Annotated in this window: 27 protein-coding genes; 9 read left to right on the top strand and 18 right to left on the bottom strand. The window is 64.1% G+C overall.

Annotation, left to right across the window (positions count from 1 at the left end):
• Nucleotides 1–18: 18 nt before the first annotated feature.
• Genes VF769_RS12350 through VF769_RS12335 form a run of 4 tightly spaced genes read right to left on the bottom strand, consistent with a single transcriptional unit; the run spans nt 19 to nt 3,798 of the window.
• Nucleotides 19–1,854, bottom strand: a complete 1,836-nt coding sequence (locus tag VF769_RS12350; protein WP_331008718.1) for a M2 family metallopeptidase — start codon at nt 1,852–1,854, stop codon at nt 19–21.
• Between the two features lie 18 nt (nt 1,855–1,872).
• A complete protein-coding gene (locus VF769_RS12345) occupies nt 1,873–2,361 on the bottom strand; it encodes a GNAT family N-acetyltransferase (RefSeq protein WP_331008717.1) in 489 nt (162 codons plus the stop codon).
• Nucleotides 2,362–2,421: 60 nt separating this feature from the next.
• Nucleotides 2,422–2,547 (bottom strand): hypothetical protein, encoded by a 126-nt coding sequence (locus VF769_RS12340; protein ID WP_331008716.1) that lies wholly within the window; start codon nt 2,545–2,547, stop codon nt 2,422–2,424.
• Between the two features lie 39 nt (nt 2,548–2,586).
• Nucleotides 2,587–3,798 (bottom strand): acyltransferase family protein, encoded by a 1,212-nt coding sequence (locus VF769_RS12335; RefSeq protein ID WP_331008715.1) that lies wholly within the window; start codon nt 3,796–3,798, stop codon nt 2,587–2,589.
• A 170-nt stretch (nt 3,799–3,968) separates the two neighbouring features.
• Between VF769_RS12335 and VF769_RS12330 the strand changes: the two genes are divergently transcribed.
• Nucleotides 3,969–4,739: a LytTR family DNA-binding domain-containing protein gene (locus VF769_RS12330; protein WP_331008714.1), complete on the top strand. Its 771-nt coding sequence runs from the start codon at nt 3,969–3,971 to the stop codon at nt 4,737–4,739.
• Here VF769_RS12330 and VF769_RS12325 read toward each other — a convergent pair.
• Nucleotides 4,736–6,016 (bottom strand): MFS transporter, encoded by a 1,281-nt coding sequence (locus tag VF769_RS12325; protein WP_349258138.1) that lies wholly within the window; start codon nt 6,014–6,016, stop codon nt 4,736–4,738. The two genes, VF769_RS12330 and VF769_RS12325, sit on opposite strands and share 4 nt — an antisense overlap.
• Before the next feature lie 125 nt (nt 6,017–6,141).
• Nucleotides 6,142–6,528: a hypothetical protein gene (locus tag VF769_RS12320; RefSeq protein WP_331008712.1), complete on the bottom strand. Its 387-nt coding sequence runs from the start codon at nt 6,526–6,528 to the stop codon at nt 6,142–6,144.
• Nucleotides 6,529–6,608: 80 nt separating this feature from the next.
• Here VF769_RS12320 and VF769_RS12315 point away from each other — a divergent pair, with 80 nt between their 5' ends.
• The 4 genes from VF769_RS12315 to VF769_RS12300 all read left to right on the top strand — a co-directional run bounded on the left by VF769_RS12315 (nt 6,609) and on the right by VF769_RS12300 (nt 10,204).
• Nucleotides 6,609–7,229: an HD family hydrolase gene (locus VF769_RS12315; RefSeq protein WP_331008711.1), complete on the top strand. Its 621-nt coding sequence runs from the start codon at nt 6,609–6,611 to the stop codon at nt 7,227–7,229.
• A 9-nt stretch (nt 7,230–7,238) separates the two neighbouring features.
• Entirely contained in the window at nt 7,239–7,763 is a 525-nt protein-coding gene (locus VF769_RS12310) for a hypothetical protein (protein WP_331008710.1), read from the top strand.
• A complete protein-coding gene (locus VF769_RS12305; protein ID WP_331008709.1) occupies nt 7,760–8,749 on the top strand; it encodes an NUDIX hydrolase in 990 nt (329 codons plus the stop codon). Before VF769_RS12310 ends, VF769_RS12305 begins: the two co-directional genes overlap by 4 nt.
• A 69-nt stretch (nt 8,750–8,818) precedes the next feature.
• Nucleotides 8,819–10,204: a HAMP domain-containing sensor histidine kinase gene (locus VF769_RS12300; RefSeq protein WP_331008708.1), complete on the top strand. Its 1,386-nt coding sequence runs from the start codon at nt 8,819–8,821 to the stop codon at nt 10,202–10,204.
• On the opposite strand, the gene VF769_RS12295 is transcribed toward VF769_RS12300, so the two are convergent.
• Together VF769_RS12295 and VF769_RS12290 are read right to left on the bottom strand one after the other, a co-directional pair.
• A complete protein-coding gene (locus VF769_RS12295; RefSeq protein ID WP_331008707.1) occupies nt 10,201–10,872 on the bottom strand; it encodes a M23 family metallopeptidase in 672 nt (223 codons plus the stop codon). The two genes, VF769_RS12300 and VF769_RS12295, sit on opposite strands and share 4 nt — an antisense overlap.
• Before the next feature lie 67 nt (nt 10,873–10,939).
• A complete protein-coding gene (locus tag VF769_RS12290; protein WP_331008706.1) occupies nt 10,940–12,127 on the bottom strand; it encodes a murein transglycosylase A in 1,188 nt (395 codons plus the stop codon).
• Nucleotides 12,128–12,372: 245 nt separating this feature from the next.
• Between VF769_RS12290 and nadA the strand changes: the two genes are divergently transcribed.
• The 4 genes from nadA (at nt 12,373) to nadC (ending at nt 16,482) form a co-directional block, all read left to right on the top strand.
• The gene (nadA, locus tag VF769_RS12285; protein WP_331008705.1) at nt 12,373–13,539 is read left to right on the top strand and encodes a quinolinate synthase NadA; all 1,167 of its coding nucleotides are present in this window, start codon (nt 12,373–12,375) and stop codon (nt 13,537–13,539) included.
• Between the two features lie 79 nt (nt 13,540–13,618).
• Nucleotides 13,619–14,053 carry a hypothetical protein gene (locus VF769_RS12280; RefSeq protein ID WP_331008704.1) on the top strand — a complete coding sequence of 145 codons (435 nt, stop codon included), beginning with the start codon at nt 13,619–13,621 and terminating at the stop codon, nt 14,051–14,053.
• A gap of 136 nt (nt 14,054–14,189) precedes the next feature.
• On the top strand, nt 14,190–15,656 hold the full coding sequence (locus VF769_RS12275; protein WP_331008703.1) for an L-aspartate oxidase: 1,467 nt from the start codon (nt 14,190–14,192) through the stop codon (nt 15,654–15,656).
• Nucleotides 15,601–16,482: a carboxylating nicotinate-nucleotide diphosphorylase gene (gene nadC, locus VF769_RS12270; RefSeq protein WP_331008702.1), complete on the top strand. Its 882-nt coding sequence runs from the start codon at nt 15,601–15,603 to the stop codon at nt 16,480–16,482. Before VF769_RS12275 ends, nadC begins: the two co-directional genes overlap by 56 nt.
• A 121-nt stretch (nt 16,483–16,603) precedes the next feature.
• Here nadC and VF769_RS12265 read toward each other — a convergent pair whose 3' ends face one another.
• From VF769_RS12265 to VF769_RS12220, 10 genes are all read right to left on the bottom strand, one after another.
• Nucleotides 16,604–17,179 carry a GNAT family protein gene (locus VF769_RS12265; RefSeq protein ID WP_331008701.1) on the bottom strand — a complete coding sequence of 192 codons (576 nt, stop codon included), beginning with the start codon at nt 17,177–17,179 and terminating at the stop codon, nt 16,604–16,606.
• A 2-nt stretch (nt 17,180–17,181) separates the two neighbouring features.
• Nucleotides 17,182–18,438: a pitrilysin family protein gene (locus VF769_RS12260; protein ID WP_331008700.1), complete on the bottom strand. Its 1,257-nt coding sequence runs from the start codon at nt 18,436–18,438 to the stop codon at nt 17,182–17,184.
• On the bottom strand, nt 18,429–19,877 hold the full coding sequence (gene thrC, locus VF769_RS12255; protein ID WP_349258137.1) for a threonine synthase: 1,449 nt from the start codon (nt 19,875–19,877) through the stop codon (nt 18,429–18,431). Before thrC ends, VF769_RS12260 begins: the two co-directional genes overlap by 10 nt.
• Nucleotides 19,874–20,566, bottom strand: coding sequence for an SURF1 family cytochrome oxidase biogenesis protein (locus VF769_RS12250; RefSeq protein ID WP_331008698.1), 693 nt, complete (start codon nt 20,564–20,566; stop codon nt 19,874–19,876). Before VF769_RS12250 ends, thrC begins: the two co-directional genes overlap by 4 nt.
• Nucleotides 20,563–20,937: a DUF983 domain-containing protein gene (locus VF769_RS12245; protein ID WP_331008697.1), complete on the bottom strand. Its 375-nt coding sequence runs from the start codon at nt 20,935–20,937 to the stop codon at nt 20,563–20,565. Before VF769_RS12245 ends, VF769_RS12250 begins: the two co-directional genes overlap by 4 nt.
• Entirely contained in the window at nt 20,934–21,839 is a 906-nt protein-coding gene (locus VF769_RS12240; protein ID WP_331008696.1) for a cytochrome c oxidase subunit 3, read from the bottom strand. Before VF769_RS12240 ends, VF769_RS12245 begins: the two co-directional genes overlap by 4 nt.
• Before the next feature lie 61 nt (nt 21,840–21,900).
• The gene (locus tag VF769_RS12235) at nt 21,901–22,473 is read right to left on the bottom strand and encodes a cytochrome c oxidase assembly protein (protein WP_331008695.1); all 573 of its coding nucleotides are present in this window, start codon (nt 22,471–22,473) and stop codon (nt 21,901–21,903) included.
• A complete protein-coding gene (locus VF769_RS12230; protein ID WP_331008694.1) occupies nt 22,470–22,625 on the bottom strand; it encodes a cytochrome C oxidase assembly protein in 156 nt (51 codons plus the stop codon). Before VF769_RS12230 ends, VF769_RS12235 begins: the two co-directional genes overlap by 4 nt.
• On the bottom strand, nt 22,622–23,530 hold the full coding sequence (gene cyoE / locus VF769_RS12225; RefSeq protein ID WP_331008693.1) for a heme o synthase: 909 nt from the start codon (nt 23,528–23,530) through the stop codon (nt 22,622–22,624). The genes VF769_RS12230 and cyoE overlap by 4 nt, the downstream gene beginning before the upstream one ends.
• A 19-nt stretch (nt 23,531–23,549) precedes the next feature.
• Nucleotides 23,550–24,601: cbb3-type cytochrome c oxidase subunit I (locus VF769_RS12220; RefSeq protein ID WP_331008692.1), on the bottom strand; the 1,052-nt coding region annotated here is incomplete at its 5' end.

Here is a 24,601-nt window from a genome sequence, read left to right as displayed (position 1 = left end):
GAGCGCCCGCTTCTCTTATCACCAGCCGCAATCTTGGCCGCGATTTTGTTCTTCCATGTAGGTCATCAGCGGCTGGAAATAGCGGACCATTGAGCCGCCGTCCATTTGACGCGTGCCGGTGAAGGCTTCCAGCGCATCCGGCCAGGGTTGCGACGAACCCATTTCCAGCATGCGGTTGAAGCGTTCGCCGACTTCGCGATTGCCATACACGGTGCAGCGATGCAGCGGGCCTTCCCAGCCAGCTTGCTGGCAAGCCGCTTCGTAGAATTGGAATTGCAGGACGTACGAGAGGAAATAGCGCAGGTACGGCACGTTGTTGGCGATGTGATATTTGGCGCCAGGGTCGAAGCCCGCCGCCGAACGCTCAACCGGCGGACGGATGCCCTGATAGCGCTCACGCAGCTCCCACCAGGCAGTGTTGTATTGATCCGGCGTGATGCGGCCGTCGAACACTTGCCAGCGCCATTGGTCCATCGCCAGAGCGAACGGCAGGAACGAGATCTTGCCGAGCGCTTGCTCGAGCAAGAGGTTCGTGTCGGCCGCGGCGGACGGCACTTGGTTGCGGCGCAAGAGGCCGATCTCGACCAGATATTCCGGCGTGATGTTCAGCGCGATGAAATCGCCAATGGCTTCGTGGAAGCCATCGTGCGCGCCGTCACGGAAGAGGAACGGCTGCTGATTGTAGGCGCGCTGATAGAAATTGTGACCGAGCTCGTGGTGGATGGTCTGGAAGTGTTCGGCGTTGATCTGGATGCATTGCTTCACGCGTAGATCGTCGACGTTGTCGACATTCCAAGCTGACGCGTGGCAGACGACATCGCGATCGCGCGGACGCGTCAGCAGCGAGCGTTCCCAGAACGTATCCGGCAGCTCTTCCATGCCGAGCGAGGTGTAGAAGCGCTCAGCCGCTTCCGTCATCGTCACCGGCGTGTAGCCGGCGCGGGTGAGCAGCTGCGTGGTGTCGTAGGTTTGCGCGCTGCCGCGCGGGCGGACGATCGGCATCAGCGCCGTCCAATCTTGCGCCCACATATTGCCCAACAGGTCAGCGCGGATCGGCTCGCCCAACGGCACGACGGAATCGCCGTAGCGCGCGTTCAAGCGGGTGCGGACGAAGCAATGCAGCTGCTCGTAGAAGGGCTGCATCTGGCCCCAAAGCCGCTCGACTTCGCGCTCCATGTCGTCAGCGGGCATGTCGTATTTCGACAGCCACATCTGCGCGACGTTCTCGTAACCCAGATCGCGTGCGCCTTCGTTTGCGATGGCGACCATGCGGGCGTAATCCTCGCGCATCGGGGCCGCGACGTCGTGCCATTCGGTCCACATCTCTTGCAGACGCGCCGGGTCACGTTCCGTGCCCATGAGCGTTTCGAGCTCGTCGAGCGTGACTTCGCGGCCTTGGTAATCGATCCGGCCAGTGGAGTAGATCGAGGCAAGGCGCGTGGTGATTTGCGAGAGTTCAGTGGCGGCGCCTTCGCGTTGCGGCGCGGGCAACGTGAGGCCCAAGCGCAGCATGTTAAGCTTGCGCTGCGTTTCCGCTGGCAGATCGAGGCCCTGATAGCGTGCGGCTTCGCTGGCGATGCGCACGCGGGCCTCGGTGCCCTCGGCGTCGGCGCGCTGGAGCAGCCATTCGGTGTCGTAATTGATGTTCGTGCTGTACACCCAGGCGACGCGGCCTTCGTACTCGGAGCGCGCCATCAATTCGCGTTCCGAATTGTCCACGAATTCTTGCGCGGCTTCCGGCGTAGCGGCAGGCGTCGCGGCGCCCTGTTGCGTCGGCGTGGTCGCGCACGCTGCCGCGAATGCAGCGATGGCGACCCAGGACGCCGCCGCCTTCAACAACGGTTTGGCGATCATTTTATCCCCTCTCGTAACTCAAAGACCTTCAGCAGCCAGCCATTCGATGCCGTCAGCCGACATCATGAACACCGCCGCTTGGCGCGGATGCGCCCCTATGGCGGCGAAGAAGCGCTGCGCGACTTCGTTTTCAACCCCTGTTGTGATCGCCAGCTCCCGCGCGCCCAGATCGCGCGCCCGGCGCGCCACCGCCGACATCATCTTGCGGGCGAGCCCCGAGCGGCGGAACTCCGGTGCGACGTACAGCTCACATAGCACGATGCTTGGGCAGCCGCGGCGCATGTCGTAGCTCTTGGTGATCACCGCATGCGCCACCAACGGACTGTTGTGCCGCTCCTGCGCCACCCAGGCTTCAAACAACGCGCTTGAACCAAACGCATGCGCCTTGATGCGATCCGCATCGAGCACCGAGACCGCGCCCTCCTCAGCCGCCGCCGCCGCCGCCAGTTTGGCGATCGCATCGGCGTCGCGGGAAACGGCGCGGCGGATTTGGAGGGGCGAATTCATGCGTCTTGGTCATGTAAGACGCCCGAATACCTTGGTGGCAAGCGAAACGTGAGCCGACAGCTAGTGATCCGTCCACGGCCCCATCGGTCCATCGTCGCCCCAGCCGCTGTCGCGGCGCGCCAAGAAGGCGCCAATCAAGGTGAGGCCGACGACAATGCCAACCGCGACAAGGAACCAAAAGAACATCTCTTGCTCCAGGCGGCGGGCTCCAGGACCCGCCAGGGGCTAACGCGCCTCCCCTATGAGGATGTCGGCCTTGGTAGCACGGACGTCCACCCCCTTCGAGGGCAAACCGATCCAAACGCGCAGCCAAGGAACTCGGCGCCCCAAATCGAAGAAAAGCCAGCAGCCCAAAGCGGTGGTTCCGATCAGCACTGGCGCTTCGATCCAAAGCGGCAATTGCAGATCATCGAGATAGAAGCCGGTGACGACGATGATGGTCTGGTGGATCAGATAAAAGGGGAAGATCGCTTGTGTGAGCAGGCGCCGCATGGGGCCGTCCGCATCGCGCAGATGGTGATGGGCAAAACCGATGCACGCCACGATCGCACACCAGGCGTCCAGTTCGCGTACGGCGCGGAATATCGTGTGCATCCATTCGGGCGGCACGGCGTCTTCAGCCGAATAGGCGTTGAAATACACCATCAGGGCCGCCCAGGAGGTGAGCGCGAGCGCGAGCGCGATCCAACGCAGCCTCACGCAGCGCTCGAAGAAGGGCTCGTATTTCGCGATCGCGAAGCCGAACAGGAAGATGCTGAGATAGAGCGCGTGCAAATACCAATCTTGGCGGAAATCGTGACTCTCACCGAAGATCGGCATCAGCGTCACGCGCAGCGCGGCCATCACAAGCCACGGCGTGAGGATGAGGCCGGGCCCCGAGATCAGCACCGAAACGATCTTCGGCACACGACGCAGCAGCGGCAAAACAAGCACCAGCGCCAGCGTGTAGAGGATCAGATACGCGACGAACCACATGTGATTGTAGGTCGGCGTCGTCAGGCAGCCGTCGCTGTCGCACCAATTGCCGGAGGCGGTGACGTATCTCTGGTAGAAATTCTCGACCGTTAGCGGAAATTGCGCAGCTTCCGCCGGCGGATTGTTTCGGATCGCCTCGACCACTTCGTAATAGGCTTGGGGCGGCACAATCACGAACACGGCGAGCAGCAGCGGCGGCCAGAGCCTGCCCATGCGCGCCCAGGTGAATTTGGCCACACTCATCTTGTCGATCATGAAGCGCGAGGCGGCGCCGGCCACCAAAAAGAGCAAGGAGAGGCGCCAAGGATTGGTGAGCATCATGAGCGGCTCGATCGCGTCGCTCGCCCGGCTCGATTTCACGTGCCAGTCCCAGGTCACGTAAAACATACCGCAATGGTAGAGAATAAGCAGGCCAAAGGCGATGATGCGGAGCCAATCCAGGTCGTAGCGGCGGTCAGTCATGGGCGGGAAATCTCCAAATGCGCCCTGCTTCTTCCGCGCACCTCTCCCTCCGGCTAGTTTGGCGCCATATACGGCGGGCTCCTGGGACGAGCGGAGAGGCTTAGGTGACCAGCGGCGAGGCTAGCGGGACGAACGGCGGCGGTGGATTCCGACCAGGACCTTGGGCAACCGTGGCCCTGATCGGCGCCTTGGTCGCGTTCGTGAACGTGACCTCGGTGATTACCGAGCTGCGCCGCGCTGGATCTGACCTGCATTGGGCGGCGCCCCTGCTCTGGGAGACCACGAGCGCCATCGTGGTGATTGGGCTTGCGCCGCTGATCGGCATGGCGGTGCGCCGTTGGCCGCCGCGCGGCGACAATCTCGTCCGCGCCGGCTTCATCCACCTGGGCCTCACCTTACCGTTCGCACTGGCGCACGTGCTGTCTGTGTTCGTGATGCGCGAGGCGGCCTACGCCGCCGTGGGGCAACGCTACGGCTTCTTCGATGACGGGGTGGCGGAGACATTCCTCTACGAGTGGCGCAAGGACGTTCTGGTCTATGGCGCTATCGCCGCCACCTACGCCTGGTTCCAGTACCGCGCGGAGCGGCCGCCGCCCGAACGCCCCGGCGACGACCGGGTCGAGATTCGCGACGGCGCCACGGCGATCTTCCTCGCTCCTGTGGATATTTTGTTCGTGGAGGCGGCCGGCAATTATGTCGAATTCCACACGGCGGCGCGGGCCTACCTCGTCCGCGGGACGCTGGCGGCCTGGGAGGCGCGCCTAAACGGGCGCGGCTTTATCCGCGTGCACCGCTCGCGGCTGGTGAATCGGACCAGCATCGCGGCGATCAAACCCACGCCCGCGGGGGACGTCGAGATCACGCTGACGGACAACCGCACGCTGGCCGGCAGCCGCCGTTATCGCGACGCTCTGGACGGCGCGACGGCGGCTGCGCGCTAGCCCTCCATCTCTTCGCGGATGGTCTTGCGCGCCATCCAAAACAGCACGGCGGCGGCGAGACCGGCGAACGCCGATACGAGCAAGGCCCAACGCACGCCCTCCGCTTCGCCCATGCCAAGCGTGATTGCGAACATGTCCGAGAGCGCCCCGACCGCCAGCGGCCCAAGCCCCAACCCGATCAGATTGATGATGAAGAGCAGGACCGCCGAGGCGGTGGCCCGCATGTGCGGCGGCACGATGGTTTGCGCGGTCGCATAGACCGGACCGTACCAGAGCGTGCCCAGCACGGAGCCAATCAGCAGCGAACCGAGCGCAAAGGTGGCGAATGGCGACAGGATAGCCATCACGTAGATTGGGATCACGGCGAGCGACGCGATCGCCGGCACGCTGACATAGGCGCGATAATCGCGTGCGCCGTATTTGTCCGCGATGACGCCGCCGAGGAACGCGCCGATCGCGCCGCCAATGCCGCCCATGAGTCCGAGCGCGAGTCCCAGAAATCCACCTGATTGCAGACCGAACATGGTCGCCAAGCTGGCGATTTCCTCGCTATGGTTGCGGTAGAAGAACGAGGCCGCGAACGGCGCTTGGCCATAGCCGATAAACGCTTTGATCGCCGCGGCGAACGACACCAGCCAGAACGTGCGTTTGCGCTTCAGCGTGGCCAATGCGGCCTTGAAGGGCTTGGCGTCGCGCATCGCTTGCGCGCGTTGCTTCAATTCAGCCGCGGTCTGACGGATGCGCGGCTCCACCAAAGTCAGCACCGCGATGATCGCGAGGACAATGCCTGGAATGCCACAGACGATGAACGCCATGCGCCAGCCATAGGCATCCGCGATGACGCCGCCGAGGCCCATGCCGACCAAGCTGCCCAGCGGCGTTCCCATCGAATAAAAGGCAAGCGCCGAGGCGCGCCGTTCCTTTGGCACGTAATCGGTAATCAGCGAGTGTGCAGGCGGCGTGCATCCCGCCTCGCCGACGCCGACGCCAATGCGCGCAAGCAGAAGCTGGGTGAAATTCTGCGCCAAGCCGCACAACGCCGTGAAGCCCGACCAGACCGCGAGCGCCACGCCAATGATGTAGGGGCGATGGCCCCGCTCGGCCAAACGCGCGATCGGCAAGCCGAGCACGGTATAGAACAGCGCGAAGGCGAGCCCGCTCATGGCGCCGAGTTGCCAATCAAGCAGACCGAGTTCGCGTTTAATCGGCTCGGCGAGAATGTTGACGACCTGCCGATCGACGAAGTTCATCACATAGATGACGAGCAAGAGGCCCATCGCATAGGAGCGATAGCCCGGCGAAACGACGCGCACCTGGGGCGCGTCCGCGGCGGCGGCGTCAGACAATCAGCTTCCTCCCATCTTATCGTTGGGAGGAAGCTTAGATTGATTGGAACGAAGGTCTAGACGCGCACCGCCTCAGCCACGCGGAAGGTCAGCACGTCGCCATCGCCTTCACGCACGGTGATGTATTCGCCCGGACGCAGCTCGTGCGCGCCGAGCTTGAAGAGCGGCTCTTCGGGACCCTCATCCGCCTCATCGTACCAGAAGTACCAATTGTCGCCACGATGCTTGAGCCAGCCGTCAGCCGGCGTTTCGTTCGGCTGGAAGCGGCGGACGGTGCAATGCTCCTTGGTCTCGCGCCACAGCGCGGCGTCAAGCTTGCCGTTCACGTCGAGCGGCGCATTGATCACATAGCCATAATCGTCGGCGCCATCGGGGTAACCGGCGTCTGGATTCCGCCCCAGACGAAGAATGATGCGGGTCAGACCCAGTTTTTGGCCAGTCATCGAAAGCTCCTTAACGCAAAATCGCTTATGTCCGCGCCGAGTACAACCTACATTGAGCCGGCGCAAAGATAAGAGGTTCCATGGCCCGCGCGCCAAGAAACGCCCTTTCCAAAGCCGCCGCGGCGCCGCGCGCGTGGCAGCGCATGCTGTCGGGACGCCGACTCGATCTGCTCGACCCTTCACCACTCGATGTCGAGATCGAGGATATCGCGCATGGACTCGCGCGCGTCGCGCGTTGGAATGGGCAGACGATAGGCACGCACGCATTCTCAGTGGCGCAGCATTCACTGGTCGTGGAAGAGATTTGTCGCAAGCTCGCGCCAGAATGGGACAAGCAGAAGCGCTTGATGGCGCTGCTGCACGATGCGCCGGAATATGTGATTGGCGACATGATCAGTCCGTTCAAGGCCGCACTCGGCATCGACTACAAGGCGTTCGAAGCGAAGCTTGAGGCGGCTGTGCATGTGCGCTTCGGGTTGCCGGCGCATCCTTCCGCGACCGTGAAAGGCGTCATCAAGCGCGCCGACATCATTTGCGCCTATTTTGAAGCCGTTCAGCTCGCCGGCTTCACCGAGGCGGAAGCGAAGCGCTTTTTCGGGACGCCGCCGCGGGCGATCAAGCTGAAATTGACCCCCATGCCCACCGCACAGGTGCAGGAGGCGTTCCTAAAGCGCTTCCGCTCGCTCATCGATCCAGCGTAAAAGGCGGCCATGTCGATCATTGTCTGCCCCCTCTCCCGTGCGCCGGTCATCGCGCGCGAACGTAAGCCGTCTCACGTCGTCAGCCTGCTCGACCCGGGGTCGGCCTTCCCTACGCTGGACGGCTATGATGATCGGCACCTGCGGTTGCCGATTCATGACATCGAACAGGAGATCGAAGGCCAAGACGCACTGTGCGACAAGCGCATGCGCGCCATTCTGGACTTTGTCGGACAGTGGGGCCGCGACGAGCCTATTCTGATCCATTGCTATGCCGGGATCAGCCGCTCCACGGCGACCGCCTACATCACCGCCTGCGCACACAATCCGAACGCCGACGAAGAAGAGATCGCGCTGGCGCTGCGCGCGGCTTCGCCGACGGCGAGCCCCAACCGCCGCTTCATTGCGCTGGCCGACGCGGAACTTGGACGCGGCGGACGCATGAGTCGCGCGATCGATAAGATCGGGCGCGGTCCGCCTTGGTATGAAGTGGGCGAAGCCGCCCCCTTCTCGATTGCGGCCAAATTCGGCGCATGAGTGACGCGCCGCGTATCGTTATCGGCCTTTCCGCTGTCATCGTCGCGGTGACCGAAGACGCGCCATTCGTGCTCGTCACACGCGAGGCCGCCGCCGATGTGCCTGGCCTTCCCTTCGGACCGTTCGATCCAGCCGGCGACCGCACGCTCGAACTCTCGCTCCGCGGCTGGGTGCAGGAGCAAACCGGTTTCGACATCGGCTATGTCGAACAACTCTACACGTTCGGCGATCGCGGGCGCGAGGCCCCGCTCGCCGACATCAAAGGCGCGGGTCCAGATCGCGTGATTTCGATCTCATACTTGGCGCTCACGCCCTCGCGCGCCGCGCTGGACCGCGTGAGCGCCCGCTGGCGCAGCTGGTATGACTTCTTCCCGTGGGAGGATTGGCGCGAAGGTCGCCCCGCCCTGATCGATGATGTGATCGCCCCTAAACTGCGCGCCTGGGCGCAGAGCGCACCCGACACCAGCGCGCAAGCGCAAAGACGCGCGCGCGCCAAGCTCGCCTTCGCCCTCGAAGGTGCGATCTGGAACGAAGAGCGCGCCCTCGAGCGTTATGAATTGCTCTATGAAGCGGGGCTAGCGCCGGAGGCGGCGCGGGACAGCGCCCGTTTTGAGGGAAGGCCGCCACTCGCGATCAGTGCGGCGCATGGCCTGGGCGAGCCCATGCAATCGGACCACCGCCGCATTCTCGCAACAGCGATCGGCCGGTTGCGCGCGAAAATCAAATACCGCCCGGTGGTGTTCGAACTGGCGCCCGAGCGCTTCACGCTCTTGCACCTTCAACGGGTCGTGGAAGCCATCGCCGGGCTGGAACTGCATAAGCAGAATTTCCGACGCTTGCTTGATCGGACCGGCCTGGTCGAAGGCACGGGCGCATTCGACACGAGCGCAGGCGGGCGTCCTGCGGAGCTTTTCCGTGCACGACGTGAGACGCTGCGTGATCGTCCCGTAGGCGGCGTGCACGTTCCCGCGCCGCGCGGCGACTAATCCTTAACCGCCGCCGCCGAATTCAGGCTTAGATTCTCCCGAGAGATTCGGGGATCGGGGACACGCGCGATGAAGACCGCGACGGCGAAACTGCCGCCAATACCGCCCATCGGAGCGCGCCTGCGCGCCGACGACCCGGCGTTCCATGCTTTCCGCGCAAGCGCAGTTGGCGGATCGCTTTCGGTGGTCGAGGTCGCTGGCGCTATTCGCGCCGGCACATGGCCGCGGGTCATCTTCGCTGCGCTCATCGCCATCGTCGCTTCGGCTGTGTTGCCGCTCGCGTTCACGATCGGATGGTGCGTGTTCATGATCGCCTGGGAATTGGCGATCCGGCTGTGGCTCGAAGAGCACCTCTTCCTGCCTGCAGCGGAGCGCTCGCAGACGTCCGGCTTTCGCGTCCTGGCCGCGATCCATTTTGTTGGCGCCAGCGCCTATACGATCTTCCCCGCCGTCGCATGGTCCTCGGACACCGCACTCGGCATGGTGCTCGCGGCCGCGTGGTTCTGCAGCTCCGCGAACCATGCGTTTGTCTATTTCTCGAGCGAGCGCTGGCTATTGATGTCCAGCATCGTGCCGCTCGGCGTCTGCGCCGTGCTGGCGCCTCTCTTCACGCAAGGCGTGTCCGTTCCAGCCGCGGCGGGCATCATCGTGCTGGCGTCGCTGGTCATCGCAGCGGGCTTGTTCGGTTATGACCGCCGCGTGCTCCTGAGCGTGCTCGCCAAACACATCGCCGCGCGCGTGGCCGCAGAGCAAGCTAATGCCGCCAAGTCGCAATTCCTGGCCACCATGAGTCACGAGTTGCGCACGCCGCTCAACGCCGTCATCGGCTACGCTGAATTGATCGAAGAGGAGGCCGGCGGCGCTCAGAAGGACATCGCCGAGGATGCACGGAAGATACGCAGTTCAGCGCGGCAATTGCTGTCGGTGATCGACGTCATCCTTGATCTGTCGAAACTTGAAACCGGCGCCACGGTGCTGGAGCTTGACCGCGTCGACGTCACGGCCGTGATCGCCAATCTGCGAGCGGCCGCCGCGCCGCTTGCCGCCGCCAACGCGAACACCATTACGTTCGAGGAGGTTGCGCCGCTCGGCGAGGCTGAGATTGACCCCGTCCGCCTGCATCAGTGTTTGATGCAGCTGATTTCCAACGCAACCAAGTTTACGAGGAATGGCCACATCCGTGTGCTGGCGTCGCGCGCTGATCTGCAGGGGCGCACGAAGCTCATCTTTGAGGTGACCGACACCGGCATCGGCATTTCACCGGAGCAACAAGCGAGGATCTTCGAGCCCTTCACACAAGTTCAGGGGGACGCCGACCGCAGCTACGAAGGCGCGGGGCTTGGCCTCACCCTGGTGCAGCGGCTTGCGCGACTGATGGGCGGAGACGTGAGCTGCCAAAGCGAGTTGGGCAAAGGCTCGACATTCATTCTCACGCTGGACGCAGGCCCGGTCTAAAGGATAGGCGGCGCTTCCCGGCCATAGGCAAGCGGATCGATCAGCAAGCCGTCGATGCTGACTTCGTAGTGCAGGTGCACGCCCGTGGCGTTGCCGGTCATGCCCATGCGCCCGATCGGCGCGCCGGCTTCAACGCGCACGCCGGGACGCAGGTTCGGATCGATTTCGTCGAGGTGCGCATAGAGCGTGCGTACGTTACGCCCATGATAAATCTCGACCACGTTGCCGTAGCCGCCGCGCGGCCCCGCAAAAACGATGCGGCCCTCGCCGGCGGCGTAAATGTAACCTCCATTCGGGTTGGCGAGATCCAGCCCGTTGTGCAGCCGCCCGCCGCCAGTCGCGCTCCCGCGCCAACCAAATCCCGAAGAGAGACAAGCCGTTTCCGTGGGATTGCGCAGCAACGCGCCCGCTGGCGTGTGGATATATGGCGTGTAGAGCAGTGTCTCACCGCGCGCGCCGACCTCGCCGATATTGGAGCCCCAATTGCCGCAGGCGAACAATTCGCTGTGCAGCGGGGCGCGCGCCGCATTGGTATAGATGTTCGGCGCCGGCGTTGCCGGCGGCGTCGCGCCATAGACGTCGCTTGGACGCGGATATGGCGTGTTGGTGACGGCGCAGCCTGCCAGCGCCGAGGCGCCGAGCACGCCGAGTGCAATTGTCCGCAGCATTTCTGAACCCAAGCTCAGACGCCCCCGCGCCCACTCTCCGCTCATCGTCTGAACGATAGCTGAACGCTCACGCCACCGGAACGCCGCGTGGCAGTAGCGTCCACCACCGCGCTGGCGCGTTCATCCGCTCAGCGCCCTGACCAGCTTGCGGACCAGAGCCGAAGAAGACATCGCCGCGCAATGGACCGCGACGAATGGCGCCGCCGGTGTCTTGCGCGACGAGCAAGCGACGAAAGGGTTGGCCGTCATATTGGCCATCGACAAACACTATCGCGCCATAGGGGTGGTAAGCGGGATCGACAGCGATGGATCCGAGTGGCGTTAACGGTACGCCCGATGCGCCGTTCGGGCCGGCGTTGGGATCGGTGATCACTTCCTCCTGGAAGAAGACGTACGAGGGATCGGCGTTCAGCGCTTGGCGCGTGGCTTCTGGTCCGCGTTGATTGCTCCAGGCTTTGAAGTTTGCCCATGTCGCACCGCCTTGCAGTTCGCCGCTGTCGCGCAGCGCACCGAGGGCCGAGCGCCAGCGATAGCCATTCTGCGCGGCATAGGCGGCGCGTGATTGCGTGCCGTCTGGAAAAGCGATGCGACCTGAGCCTTGAATCTGGAGATTATAGACATCGACAGGATGCGCGTAGGCGAAGGCTTGGTCTGATGTCGGACTAATCTGATCGCGACGCGGATAGGGGCGCACTTCATTGCCGACGATCACGCCGGTGAGCGTACGCGGGGCGCCGCGCAGCGCTTCGTTGTCATAGGCTTCCGCGAACGCCGCGAGATTCACGCTGATCATGTCGCCGGGCCGGCGCAACAACGGCGCGGAAAACTGGGCGTCAGGAAACCGGCGCGCTTCGATGATGGGCTCATAATACGCGGTGAGACGCGCTTCGCCTGGGCCGCGCACGTAGAAGGGTCTGAAGTTCGCTTCGAAGAAGGCGCGCTCGGCCCCAGGCGCCACGTTCTGCGCCGCCGCACATGCCGGCGCCCAATCGCCCACCGTGCCGCCATAGCGACCGCCGCCCGGCAAGCTCGCATCCGGCGCACGCAGACGACGTCCGTCGCACGCACGGCGGAACGCGGTGAGCGCGGGCGCGAGATCGGCGCTCGTCCAATCTGGAATGTCGGAGAAGTTCGCCGGCTGCAGCGCGAACGCGGCTTCCGGTTCGGGGCGCGGACCAGGCCCTGGTCCGCGTTCGGTCGTGGCGCATGCGGCCAAAGCAAGAGCGGCGCAAACGAGCGCGAGGCGGCGGAGCATAATCTTCTCCCAGAAGGCGGCGATTGAGCCTTCTAACTCGACGCGGCGCGCGCTTCAGCCGCGGAACACTGTCATGGCGATGAGATATTTCGCGCTTGCGCGGCGATTCCCCTGGGAGTAACGTGTCCGAGTTATGCTCAAACGAAGCATAAGGGTGGGTCGGAGCCCTTTCCGACCAATTTTTGCACCCTATATATGCTCCGATTGAGTATATACCGCCCATCCCGGGCGCGAGGAGGCCCAAGATGGCCCGGATTATTGACGCTCCCCTTACCAGCGCCGGCGAAGGCTCGGGCTGCGACCCGCGCGCGATCCACGGCCAATGGGGCGCACTGAACGCCGCCGCTGCCCGTGGTTTGGCCTACACGCCTGAAGTCCAGGCGGAGACCGCCCCGCTCTATGAGCGCGTGAAGCACGTCATCCCATCGGTGGAATGGCCGGCCTACGCGCCGCTGATCTCGGCCATCAACAAGATGAAGCGCGAGAAGAACGCGGTGATCCTCGCGCACAATTACATGACCGCCGAGATTTTCCACTGCGTCGGCGATTTCAAAGGCGACTCGCTCCAATTGGCGCGCGAAGCGGCAGAGACTGACGCCGAAGTGATCGTCCAGGCCGGCGTGCACTTCATGGCCGAGACGTCGAAGATCCTCGCGCCGGAAAAAACCGTGCTGATCCCGGACATGCGCGCGGGCTGCTCGCTTGCCGCTTCGATCACCGGCGCGGATGTGCGCTTGATCAAAGAGCGCTTCCCGGGCCTGCCGGTCGTCACCTACGTGAACACGTCGGCCGATGTGAAAGCCGAGAGCGATGTGTGCTGCACGTCGTCGAACGCCGCCGCCGTGGTCGAATGGGCCGCGCGCGAATGGGGCGTGGATCGCGTGATCCTGCTGCCGGACGAATATCTGGCCAAAAACGTGGCCGCGCAAACCGGCATCAAGATCATCGCTTGGCATGGCCGCTGCGAAGTGCACGAGCGCTTCACGGCCGAAGACATCAGCGAATTGCGCGCAGCGCACCCGGGCCTCGTGGTGCTCGCACACCCCGAATGCCCGCCGGACGTCATGGCGGCGGCAGATTTCGCCGGCTCGACGGCGGCGCTGCAAGCTTACGTCGAAGAAAAGCGCCCCGGCAAAGTCGTGCTGCTCACCGAGTGCTCGATGAGCGACAACGTCGCCGCCAACGCGCCGGACGTGGACTTCATCCGCCCGTGCAATCTCTGCCCGCACATGAAGCGCATTACGCTTGAAGCGATCTATGACTCGCTGGCCGAGATAAAGACCGAAGTGACGATCCCGGAAGACGTGCGCGTGCGCGCGAAGCTGGCGATCGATCGCATGCTGGCGCTGCCGAAGGAAAAGCCGCGAGCTTTTGCGACGGGCATGCCGCTGGCTGCGGTGGAAGTGGTCTAACCGGCCAAGTTCGCCCCATTGTCGCCCCCTTCGCCAACCACGACACGCCGCGAAACTCGTGGTCGAGAAGAGGTTGAGCATGCGTGCGATAATGGCTGCGGCGGCGTTTGGTCTAATGAGCGCGCTGGCGGCGCCCGCGCTGGCGCAAAGCAACGACGCGTTCACCGGGACGTGGGCGTTTCAGACGGCGTCCTACGGCGACGAACAAGTAGGCGCGATCATGAGTGGTGTGGCCGTGGTGACGCCGGCGACCCGCAACCGTTACGATATCCGCCTGCTCGCCAACGAACGGCTGGTCAATCGCGAGACTGGACAAACTGTGTTTCTCACGGCGCGCCAGACTTGCAGCGGGGAAAACGACAACGGCCAGTTCACCATCACTTGTCGCTTGGCCGAACCGCTCGAGGGATACCAACCGGACAGCTTCGTTTTGCAGCAAGGCGAGGCCGATCAATTGATCGGCGTGCTCAATTCCTCTGCCAACAGTCAGGTGACGTTTACGCGGCTGCGCTGAATGCTCAGCAAACCCTCTCCCTTGCGGAGAGGGTCGCCGCGAAGCGGCGGGGTGAGGGGCGCTCCGATGTGCAGGCGCCGGCTCTTTTGAACGCCCCTCATCCCCTAGCCCCTTCTCCGCAAGGGAGAAGGGGAACGTGAATACTGACAACGTCCTCATCGTTGGCGCGGGCCTCGCTGGGCTTTTCCTCGCGCTGAAGCTTGCGCCGCGACGCGTGACTGTGCTGAGCCAGGCGCCGCTTGGCGAAGCCTCCTCCTCCGCGTGGGCGCAAGGGGGCTTGGCGGCGGCGTTGTCGCCAGAAGACGATCCGAAACTGCACGCGCAGGATACGATCGCGGCGGGCGCTGGTTTGGTCGATCCCGAGATCGCGGCGTTGATCGCACGCGAAGGCCCGGCGCGGGTCATGGATCTGATCGCGCTCGGCGTGCCGTTCGATCGCACGCCGGACGGCAAGCTCGCGCAAAGCCTGGAAGCCGCGCACTCGAAGCCGCGCGTGGTGCGCGTCGCGGGCGATCTGGCCGGCAAAGCGATCATGGACGCGCTGATCGCCGCCGCACGCGCCGCGCCGCATATCGAGATTGTCGAGAATATGCGCGCACGCGTTTTGCTGCAGGACGCCAACGGCCGCGTGCGCGGCGTGTGGTGCGACGGCGATCATAGCTTCATCGCTGATGAAACCGTCATAGCCACTGGCGGCTCCGGTGGGCTTTATGCCGTCACCACCAATCCGCCGGAAGCGATGGGCCAAGGCTTCGCGATGGCCGCACGTGCTGGTGCGCTGATCGCGGACCCTGAGTTTGTGCAATTCCACCCCACCGCCATCGATATCGGCCGCGATCCCGCGCCGCTCGCCACCGAAGCGCTGCGCGGCGAAGGCGCGCATCTCATCAATGGCGAAGGCCAAACTTTCATCGCCGAACTTGCGCCGCGCGATGTCGTGGCGCGGGCGATTCATGTTGAGCGCGCCAGCGGGCGCGGCGCGTTCTTGGATGCGACCAAAGCCGTCGGCGCGCATTTCCCCGAAGCGTTCCCGACCGTGTTCGCCGCCTGCATGAGCGCGAACCTCGATCCGCGTGTGCAGCCGATCCCGGTTGCGCCCGCTGCGCACTATCACATGGGTGGCGTTGTCACGGACGTGTGGGGGCGGACAACGCTTGCGGGCCTGTGGGCTGTCGGCGAATGCGCATCGACAGGCGCGCATGGCGCCAATCGCCTTGCCTCCAATTCGCTGCTCGAAGCCGTCGTCTTCGCGAACCGTATTGCCGATGCGCTGCGCGACGATGGCGCGGCCGCGCTCGCGTCACCCGGGCCGGCTGCGCCGCCACCGATTCTGTCCGACGCGCCGCGCGCGGAGCTGCGCCAGCTTATGCAAGCGCACGCGGGCGTCGTGCGCGACGCGGCCGGCTTAAGTCTGGCGCTCGACCGCATCGACGCGCTCTGCGATGCTCATGGAATCGCAAACGCCCTGCTCGCCGCACGCCTCATCGTTACTGCCGCGCTCGCCCGTAAGGAAAGCCGCGGCGCGCATTTCCGGAGCGACTATCTCGATGCCGCCGAAAAAAAGCACCGCAGCTTCGTCACGTCTGCTGCCGCCGCTCCCTGACATCGTCCTTGAGCCGATCGTCAAACTGGCGCTCGCGGAAGATTTGGGCGCGGCCGGCGACATCACCACCGATGCGCTGATCGATCCCGAAACCGAAGGCCGCTGGGCCGTGCGTGCGCGGCAAGCGGGTATCGTTGCGGGCTTAGACGCCGCGATCCTCGCGGGCTTCTTGATCGATCCCGACATGGTGTTCGAGATCGCGGCGCCCGACGGCGCGCGCGTGAAGGCCGGCGACACGATCATGACGATTGAAGGCTATGCGCGCTCGGTGCTGATGGCCGAGCGCACGATGCTGAATTTCATCGGCCGCCTCTCCGGCATCGCGACGCTGACGCGGCTCTATGTCGATGCGGTCGACGGCATGGGTGTGATCATCGCCTCGACGCGCAAGACCACGCCCGGCATGCGCGCTTTGGAGAAGCGCGCGGTGAAGCTCGGCGGCGGCGGCGCGCATCGTTATGGCTTGGATGACGCAATGCTGATCAAGGACAATCATATTGCCGCGGCCGGCTCGATCCCGCTTGCGCTGCAACGCGCCCGTGCGGCGGCGGCGCACCTCACCTGCATCGAGATCGAGGTCGATAATCTGGATCAGCTGAAGCAAGCGCTGCCGCATGCGCCCAGCGCCATTCTGCTCGACAATTTCACGCAGGCCGATCTGCGCGCCGCCGTGAAATTGGCGAAGGGGCAAACTATGCTGGAAGCCTCGGGCGGCATCACGATCGAGAACGTGTTCGCAGTGGCCGAGACGGGCGTCGACGTGATCAGCATCGGCGCGCTGACGCATTCGGCGAAGACGTTGGATATTGGCCTGGACGCGCTGTGAACACCTCCCCCGTTTACGGGGGAGGTGCTGAGCGTAGCGAAGCGGAGGGGGGATTGCGGTTTGCGCGGCGTCCCCCTTCAGTCGCTTACGCGACAGCTCCCCCGTAAACGGGAGCGCAGTTTCATCCGGTAGGATTAACGATCGCGAACAGCAGATGGTCGCGCCAGGCGCCGTTGATCTTGAGATAGGCGCGCGCGACGCCTTCTTGCGCAAAACCGGCTTTTTCCAGCACGCGGCGCGAGGCCATGTTGTCGGGCTGGCATGCAGCTTCGACGCGATGCAGGTCCAAATCCTCAAACGCGTATCGCACAACCGCACGCACGGCCGCCGTGATGTAGCCTTTGCCAGCATAACGCTCGCCAGCCCAATAGCCGAGCGAGGCGGTCAGCGCGACGCCGCGGCGAATGTTGGAGAGCGTGACGCCCCCGACGAGCGCATCATCCTCGTCGCGAAACACGAACAGCGCATAGGCTTTGTCGTCGCGTGCATCTTCGGTGTAGCGGCGCAATTTGTAGCGGAACGAGCCGCGCGAGGTTTCGTCCTGCGCCCAAGTCGGCTCCCACGGCGTCAGGAAATTGCGGCTAGCTTCGCGGATCTCGGACCAATCGGCGAAGTCCCGCGCTTCAGGCGCGCGCAGATAGACGCCCTCACCGTCGATGCGCCGCACGCCGTCGCTGTCCTTCCGCATCAGCACCATGGTTAGGACTTTGCCCCAAACGCGGCCAGCGCGCCATGCCCAGCCTTGGGCCCAATCGTAGCCGCACAGGCGGGCCCCGCCAGGGCGGCGCGCGCGATCGCCTGCACGTCCTCAGCTGTGACAGCATCCAACCTTGCGCGAACTTCATCAAACGAGATCAGCCGGTCGCGCACCAGCACCTGACCCACGCGCGCCTCGGCGCGGGCGGACGGCGCTTCCAGGCCCATCAGCATCTGCGCGCGCGCGACCGCCTTGGCGCGTGCGAGCTCGGCGTCCGTGGGGCCGTGATCGGCCATGATCGCGAGCTGCTCGCTGACGATTTTCGCGACCGTGGCCGCATTGTCAGCCGAGCAGCCGGCATAGACGCTCAGGCGCCCGTCATCTTCGAACGTGTCGAGGAAGGAATCGATCGCATAGACGAGGCCGCGTGACTCACGGACTTCCTGGAAGAGCCGCGAAGACATGCCGCCGCCGAAAATCTCCGACATCAACCGCGCCGCAAAGAGCTTGTCGCTGCCCGCTTCGGGCGCCGGCCACGAGAACACAAGATGGGCTTGTTCAAGCTTGCGCGTCTCGCTGGCGCGGCCGGCGAAGGACTTGGCGGCGGGCCGCTCTTGGACGGGGCCGGCTTTGAGGTGGCCGAAGCGACGTTCCGCGGTTTCCAGGAACGCATCGCGATCGAACGCGCCGGCAATGGAAACAATCACGCGCTCCGGCGTCATATGGGCGTCGTGAAAGGCATGCAGCGTTTCGACGCTGACATTCTTAAGCGTTTCGTCTTCGCCCAGGATCGGCCGGCCGAGCGGCTGATCGGGATAGAGCGCGGCTTGATGCAGCTCGAACACGCGGTCGTCCGGCACGTCGAAAGCCTCGCCGCGCTCCTGCGCGACAACGCCCTTTTCTTTCTCCAGATCGTCCGGCGCCCAATGCGGCGCGAACAGGATGTCGGCGATCATGTCGAGCGCGAACGGCGCGTGTTCGGCGACGACGCGCGCATAATACGAGGTGCGCTCATAGCCGGTGCCGGCGTTCATGGCGCCGCCGACATTCTCCATCGCCTCGGCGAATTGGCGCGCGTCGCGGGCGCCCGCGCCTTTGAAGGCCATGTGTTCGAAGAGATGCGCGATGCCGTTGTGCTCAGCCCGCTCCCAGCGTGCGCCGACGCGCTGCCACACGCCAAGCGCTGCGGTGCCGAGGCCCGGCATCGGATCCAGTGCAACACGCACGCCGTTCGGCAAGCGATAGAGTTCTAGCTCCATGCGCGCGATCGCTCTTGGATGTAGCGCTTTACGGCCTGCGCATCATTGGCGAGCACGTCAGACTTTTCCTCACGCTCAAACAGGTCCGCGCACTTCGCTGGCAATTTCGCGCGCACACCCGTTGCGGCTTCCACGGTGTCGGGGAATTTCGCCGGATGCGCGGTTGCGAGCGTCACAATCGGCGCATCGATCAGCGTTACCGTCTTGCTTAGCGCGCGCAGCGCCACCGCCGTGTGCGGACAAACCACATGCGCCTCATCACCCGCCGACCAGCCCACCCGCATCGAGTGGCGCGTTTCCTCATCACTCACCGCAGCCGCATCGAAATCCGCGCGCAACTTATCCAAAGCCGGCTTCGGAATATCGAAACCGCCCGATTGCGCAAAGCTTGCATAGAGCGCGCGCACGGCGCCGCCATCGCGATCGAGCGCCTCGAACAATATGCGCTCGAAATTGCTGGCGACCTGAATATCCATCGCCGGCGAGAGCGTCGCGTGCGAGTGCGCAGCGCGTTCGTAGCGGCCCGTCTCCAGCGTGCGCGCGAGAATGTCGTTCGCATTCGTGGCGATCAGGATTTTGCCGACGGGCGCGCCGCATTGTTTGGCGACCCAGCCGGAGAACGCATCGCCAAAATTCCCCGTCGGCACAGCAAAATTCACCGGCCCATGTGCAGCAAGCGCTTCCGACGCCACATGGTAATACACCGATTGCGCAACGATCCGCGCCCAATTGATCGAGTTCACGCCTGAGAGCGAAGCTTGCGCCGCGAAGCTCTGATCCGCAAACAGCGATTTCACGATCGCCTGGCACGCATCGAAATCGCCATCAATCTCAATAGCGTGCACATTCGCCGCGCCGCTGGCCGTCATGAAGAAGCGCTGTACGTCCGAGACGCGCCCCTTTGGCAGCAGCACGAACAGATCGACGCGGTCGCGCCCCTTCAAGGCCTCCACTGCCGCGCCGCCCGTATCGCCCGAGGTTGCGCACACGACGCTCAAGCGTCGTCCGCGCTTGGTCAGCGCAAGATCGTAGAGCGGCCCAATGAGCTGCATCGCCACGTCCTTGAACGACAAGGACGGCCCGTGAAACAGCTCTAGAATCCATTGGCCTGGGCCGATATGGCGCAGCGGCGTCACCGTCTCTGGCCATGGCGGAGACCAATGCTCGTTCGCGGAGCGCGGCGGGCTGATGTAAGCGTCGGTCGCGAGTGCGGCGACTTCCTCAGCGGTGAGATCATCGCCAGCGAACGCCTTCAGCGCGACAGATGCCGTGACCGCATAATGGCCGTTCGCGGCGCTCTTGCGCGCGGCTTCATCGGCGAAAAGCACCGGCCAGCTCTCCGGCACATAAAGTCCGCCATCCGGCGCGAGCCCGGCGAGCACCGCGTCGAGAAACGAAACAGCCGGCGCTTGGCCGCGTGTGGAGATGTAGCGCATCAGTCTTCAGGTCGGCGCGGAGCTTTGAGCACCAATCTACCCACACTCATATGAAAGGCGAAATAGATCACGATCAGCACGATCGCGAGGCCGTACCAGGTAATCGCATAGCCCATATGCCGCTCGGGCGGCAGCGCATCGGCGCCGGGCGCAAGCGCGAACGGGTTCGGCGTGGCGCGGCCGTCGGCGCCGACATAAGCGCTCGCGACATAGAAATCCGCCACGTTCTCGAGCCCAGCATTACGCCCCATCGCCGGCAGATCGACGGCGAACCAGAGCCGCTGCAGCGGCCGAGGCGCCAGCGTCATGGGCGCCGGCGGTTCAGGACGGATCGAGGCGCCGATGATCGGCGCGTTGAAGCGAAGCGCCGCGGGAAACCGGAGCTCATCGGCGTTCGGCGGTTCGACGCCAGCAATGAAATCGGAATCTACGAACAGGACATTCTCGCCGTATTGCACCGGCGCGAACACGCGCCAGCCCTGCTCACGCGTATCCGTGCGCACGCCAAAAACGAATTGAATGCCGCCTTCGATCGGCTGGTAATCCTCGATCGTCATCTGCGCGACCGGCTCCTCGGCCAGCGCCATTTTGGTGTCGTACTTTTCCCACTGCCAGCGGCCGAGCGACACCAACACCGCGAACGCGATGATGGAGAAGATCGTCATCAGCCAAAGGGGGCGGAACTGGATCATTCGATATCTGCGTGGGTGGCTTCGCGGGCCTTGTGCTTCCATTGGAAGGCGAAGAGCACGGCCTTGAAGGGCGGCAGGAACGCCAAACACAGCGCCACCGCTGCGACCATGGTGATGGTGAGCGCAGCCAAGCCCGGCAACTTCAGCCCAAACTGGAGAATGATCAGCAGCGGCGCGACAATGGCGCCCACGATCAAGATCACGAACACAGCCGGGCCATCCCCGGAATCCGCGGCCTTGAAGTCCGCCCCGCACGCCGCGCAACTGTCGCGAAACTTGAGATAGCCCTGAAACAGCCTGCCTTGGCCGCATTGCGGGCAGCGGAGCCTAAGCCCCGCCACCCAAGCGGAAGGCGGCTGCGTGGCCGTCAATTCTGCATCGTCAGGTACGGCATCACGTAGACGAAGGTGAACAGGAACAGCCACACCACGTCAACGAAGTGCCAATACCAGGCCGCGGCTTCAAACCCGAAATGCTTCTGCGGCGTGAAGTGCCCCGCCATCAGGCGCAGCAGACAGACGAACAGGAAGATCGTGCCGATCACGACGTGCGCGCCGTGGAAGCCCGTGGCCATGAAGAAGGACGCGCCGTAGAGCGTCGCATTGGTGACGTCGCCCTGGTTGCCGAAGGCGAAGCCCGCCAGCGGATATTCGACCACGAACTGAACCCAGCTGAAGACGAGGCCCAACAGCACCGTGAGGATGAGGCCCAGGCGCGCGCCGTTGCGGTCGCCCTGTTGCAGCGCGTGGTGCGCCCACGTCACCGTCGTACCCGACAGCAGCAGGATCAGCGTGTTGATCAGCGGCAGATGGAAAGGATCGAAGGTTTCGACGTGCGGCGGCGGCCAATTCGCCCAGGCGGCGGCTGTCGCTTCGTCCCAGGTCGGGATGATCCAATCGGCGCGGTGACCGTGGAAAATGGCGAGCTCGAAAAAGGCCCAGAACCACGCCACGAAGAACATCACTTCGGACGCGATGAAGAGGATCATGCCGTAGCGCAGGCCGATATCAACGACAGGCGTGTGGTCGCCCGCACGGCTTTCCTTGATCACATCGCCCCACCAGCCAATGCAGGTGAGCGCCACGATGGCCGTGCCGATCAGGAACAGCGTCCAATGGCCCTTGCCGAAGAAGAAATCAGCTTCGTTGGCCGAGAGGCCGCGCATCAGCACGACCGCGCCGATCGCCATCACGAATGCGCCCACCGAGGCCGTGAACGGCCACGGGCTCGGGTTCACCAGATGGTAGTCGTGTTTGACTTCGCCGTGCGCCATTTGACCCCTCATGCGCCTTTGCCGAAGCGCTTAACGCGCGCCGGCAACAATGCCAAATCCATTACCCCGCCGGCGCCAACGCCGCGGCGGCGTCGGTCGAGCGGAAGAACGTATACGAAAGCGTAACCGTGCCGATCTCGGTCGTGTCGGCGTCCGACACAATTTCCGGATCGACGAAATACACCACTGGCAGCTCGGCTGCTTCTCCCGGCGCAAGCACGCGATCCTGGAAGCAGAAGCATTCGAGCTTCGCGAAATATTGACCGGCGACGTGCGGCGTCACGTTGTAAGTGGCGCGCGCCACGACTGGCTGATCCGAGGTGTTGTGCACGCGATAGAAAGCGAGCCCCGTCTCGCCGATGCGCAGATTCTGATTGATCTGCGACGGCGCAAACTCAACCGGCAAGCCAGGCGCGACATTGGCGTCGAAGCGGACTTCGATGCGGCGATCCAGCGCCTGCGCAGGCGCGGACTGCGCTTCCTGGGTGGTGCCGCCATAACCGGTGATCTTGCAGAACGCGTCGTAGAGCGGCACCGCGGCGAAGGCCATGCCGGTCATGCCGACGACGACGCCGGCCACGATCGCGGCGGTCCGCGCCATGCGCTTCTGGTTCGCGGGCGTCGGCGCGTTCATTGCCCGCCCCCGAGCAGACTGAACGCCTGCATCTTGGACACCGTGATCGCGAACACCAGCACGACGAATGCAATCAGTGACAGCGCCAGCCACATGTTGCGGCGCTTGCGCGCTTTCAGCTCTTCAGGCGTGAGGGTCACGGTCTCGTTCATGCGAAGCCTCGTTCGATGAACACGATTGCGAATAGCGTGAAGAGATAGAGGATCGAGAAGCCGAACAGATCGCGCGCCCGCTTATCCTCTGCGGGGACCCCCTCGCCCGCGTTGGAGCGCAACACCCGATAGGCCAGCGCGACGAACGCCAGCCCGCCCAGCGCCGACACCGCCAGATAGATGGGGCCGCCGAGGCCAGTCAGCACCGGCGTCACCGCCAGAGGCGCGAGCAGCAGCGAATAAAGGAAAATCTGAAGGCGCGTCGCCTTTGCGCCGTGCGTCACCGGAAGCATCGGCACCTTGGCGGCGGCGTAATCGTTCTTCTGCAACAGCGACAGCGCCCAGAAATGCGGCGGCGTCCAGAAGAAAATAATGGCGACAAGCAAGATCGGGTCGAGCGTCAGCGAGCCGGTCTTCGCCGCCCACGCGATCGCGGGCGGCAGCGCGCCGGCGAGACCGCCAATGACGATGTTCTGTGGCGTCGCCCGCTTCAGCCACATCGTATAAACGACGGCGTAGAAGAAGATCGTGAACGCCAGCAGCCCGGCGGCAAGCACCCCGGCGGCGAGGTACATCGTCACCACCGACAGCGCCGACAGCGTCAGCCCCAGCATCAAGGCGTCTTCGCGATCGACACGCCCCGACGGAATCGGGCGCGAGCGCGTCCGCGTCATCACCAAGTCGATGTCGCTATCGTACCACATGTTGAGCGCGCCGGACGCGCCTGCGGCGACCGCGATCGCGAACACCGCCGCAAAGCCCAGCACCCAATCTCCCGGCCCGGGCGCCGCCACGTAGCCGACGAGCCCGGTGAACACCACCAAGCTCATCACGCGCGGCTTCAGCAGCGCGAGATAATCGCTCGCGCTTGCTGTGCGTAGCTGGGAGGCGGTGACATCAACCAAGACTTGGCTTGCCTCGCAATCAGTGATGCGTGTCCGGCTTGATCACCGGCAGCTCATTGAATTGGTGGAACGGCGGCGGCGACGACAGGGTCCACTCGAGCGTGGTGGCGCCCTCACCCCACGGATTAGCCCCCGCCTTGCGACGCGCGACGAACATCTCAACCACGGTGATGAGGAAGATCAGCACCCCCACAGCCGTGATCGCGTAACCGATCGACGAGATATGGTTCCAGTAGGTGAACGCTTCCGGATAGTCGATGTAGCGCCGCGGCATGCCCTGAAGGCCGAGGAAATGCTGCGGGAAGAAAATGACGTTCACGCCGACGAACATCACCCAGAAATGCAGACCGCCGAGGAAGCCGTTATAGCGATAGCCGCTCATCTTCGGGATCCAGTAGTAGAAGCCCGCGAAGATCGCGAACACCGCGCCCAGCGACAGCACGTAATGGAAGTGCGCGACGACGTAATAGGTGTCGTGCAGCGCTGTATCGATGCCCGAATTCGCCAGCACGACGCCGGTAACGCCGCCGACCGTGAACAGGAAGATGAAGCCGATCGCCCATAGCATCGGCACTTTGAACTCGATCGAGCCGCCCCACATCGTGGCGATCCACGAGAAAATCTTGATGCCCGTGGGCACCGCGATGACCATCGTGGCGGCGATGAAGTACGCCTCAAGATCGAGGCCCATGCCGACCGTGTACATGTGGTGCGCCCACACGACGAAGCCGATCACGCCGATGGCGACCATGGCGTAAGCCATGCCGAGATAGCCGAAGATCGGCTTCTTCGAGAACGTCGACACGATGTGCGAGATCATGCCGAAGCCCGGCAAGATCAGAATATACACTTCGGGGTGGCCGAAAAACCAAAACAAGTGCTGGTACATGACGGGGTCGCCGCCGCCGGCCGCTTGGAAGAATTGCGTGCCGAAATTGCGGTCCGTCAGCAGCATCGTCAGCGCGCCGGCGAGCACCGGCAGCGAGAGCACGAGCAACCAAGCCGTCACCAGCACCGACCATGCAAACAGCGGCATGCGGTGCATGGTCATGCCCGGGGCGCGCATGTTGA

Source organism: Vitreimonas sp. (assembly GCF_036392335.1).
Lineage (GTDB): Bacteria > Pseudomonadota > Alphaproteobacteria > Caulobacterales > Aquidulcibacteraceae > Vitreimonas.
The sequence above is the reverse complement of the archived record's forward strand: the minus strand, read 5'-3'. Positions and strand labels throughout refer to the sequence as shown.